The sequence below is a fragment of the Oleiphilus sp. HI0080 genome (genome assembly GCF_001635135.1).
This window is the reverse complement of sequence record NZ_LWFU01000364.1, coordinates 1-1,276: the sequence shown is the minus strand read 5'-3', so window position 1 is coordinate 1,276 and position 1,276 is coordinate 1. Positions and strand designations below refer to the sequence as shown.

General features: G+C 47.8%; 3 protein-coding genes. 1 reads left to right on the top strand and 2 read right to left on the bottom strand.

Annotated elements, in window-relative coordinates:
• On the top strand, nt 1–465 hold a 465-nt coding region (locus A3751_RS22650; protein WP_197466194.1), incomplete at its 5' end, for an alpha/beta fold hydrolase.
• Nucleotide 466: 1 nt separating this feature from the next.
• On the opposite strand, the gene A3751_RS05485 is transcribed toward A3751_RS22650, so the two are convergent.
• Both A3751_RS05485 and A3751_RS05480 read right to left on the bottom strand, forming a co-directional pair.
• On the bottom strand, nt 467–781 hold the full coding sequence (locus A3751_RS05485; protein WP_068453187.1) for a DUF2288 domain-containing protein: 315 nt from the start codon (nt 779–781) through the stop codon (nt 467–469).
• An 86-nt stretch (nt 782–867) separates the two neighbouring features.
• The coding region (locus tag A3751_RS05480) for a WSD1 family O-acyltransferase (RefSeq protein WP_156492269.1) at nt 868–1,276 on the bottom strand (409 nt) is incomplete at its 5' end.

The following is a 1,276-nucleotide window of genomic DNA, read 5'->3' as shown; positions in this document are numbered from 1 at the left end:
AACGCAGAACGACTCATCGAAGATCTTGCGCCCTTTATGACGCGAAAAGCGGCTTATGAGGAGATTCCTCTAGCACTGCGATGGCAAATTCATCGTGAGCTTTCCGAATTTTTTGCTTCCGCGCTCTCGAACCCAATTCACAAAGCCCTATCGAGAGTACTTATTTCTAAAGAATGGGTGTCGCAACAAATACTTCCAACCGAAAACTGGTCAGCCTATATGCACTGCCTGAACTCCTACATTACCGAGCGCTACGACCTACGATCAGCGGTAACAAACAGCAACGTACCGATTGATATTCTAGTGGGAATGAAATCGGACATGTATCCTGCAACAGGGCAATTAAGAATGGCTGATTTGAATTCAAATTGTAGCGTCATTCCATTTACAAAAAGTGGCCATGCGCCATTAATTGACCAACCAATAAAGCTCTCAAAGGAACTTTTCCGCTTCGCCGCAAGCTAGTCTAGCGCTGCTGAACAAGAATCCAAGGCTTGATCACAACTGCCCACAGCAAAGCGTTGTCATTTGACCAGCTTAGCGCCTGATCGTCCGCTACCTGCGCCACTTTCCCCTCACTCATCCACTGTTTGATTATGTCAGTGTTGTCCGCAACAATCTGCTCTGCGACCAGTAAGAGGTCAAGGCCCTTATCCACAGCAATTACATTCCCGCCCGCAAAATGCGGTTCCAATTCTTTCCAGGAAATTTGTGCGGTTTCGAGATTCAGCTTTGTGGCCAGAGGGACCTGTGGTTTGTTGTCATCTTGTGTAGAAGTCATGAAGAAATACGCTCGTCGCACTCACTTTTGGGAGCGCGAATTCAAGCATTCCTCTTCTAAAAAGACAAGCCTCGACTTACTTCGGCCTAGCCAATGATCGTCGGCTGGACAATGTCTTCAATGTAGCTGGCAACCACATCGGTTCTGTGCAGCTCAATCTGCGCCACAAAACGAGAAACAATTCGCTCAGGATTGGGCAACAAGCGCGAGTCACCAATTAAGCCAAATTGGATTTGACCACCATAACTAATGATACTTAAGCCAATTCCAAGATCACCCGTTTGAGGTACCCAGAACATTTGCTCCTTGATTCGAGAGCCCGCAATAAAACGCGGCTCTCGAGGCCCTGGAACATTTGACATCACCGCCGTTGTCTTGTTGCCAAAACTCTCCGTCAAAGCGCGCTGCATGCCCTTCGGCAAAAGGCCTGCGGCATATAAAATTCCATAAGAGAGTGCCGGTTGAAGCGACTGTTTCAGTGCGATCATGTCATGC

Excerpts from the sequence above, each read along its gene's own strand:
- A3751_RS05485 (WP_068453187.1), bottom strand. The coding sequence starts at position 781 with ATGACTTCTACACAAGATGACAACAAACCACAGGTCCCTCTGGCCACA.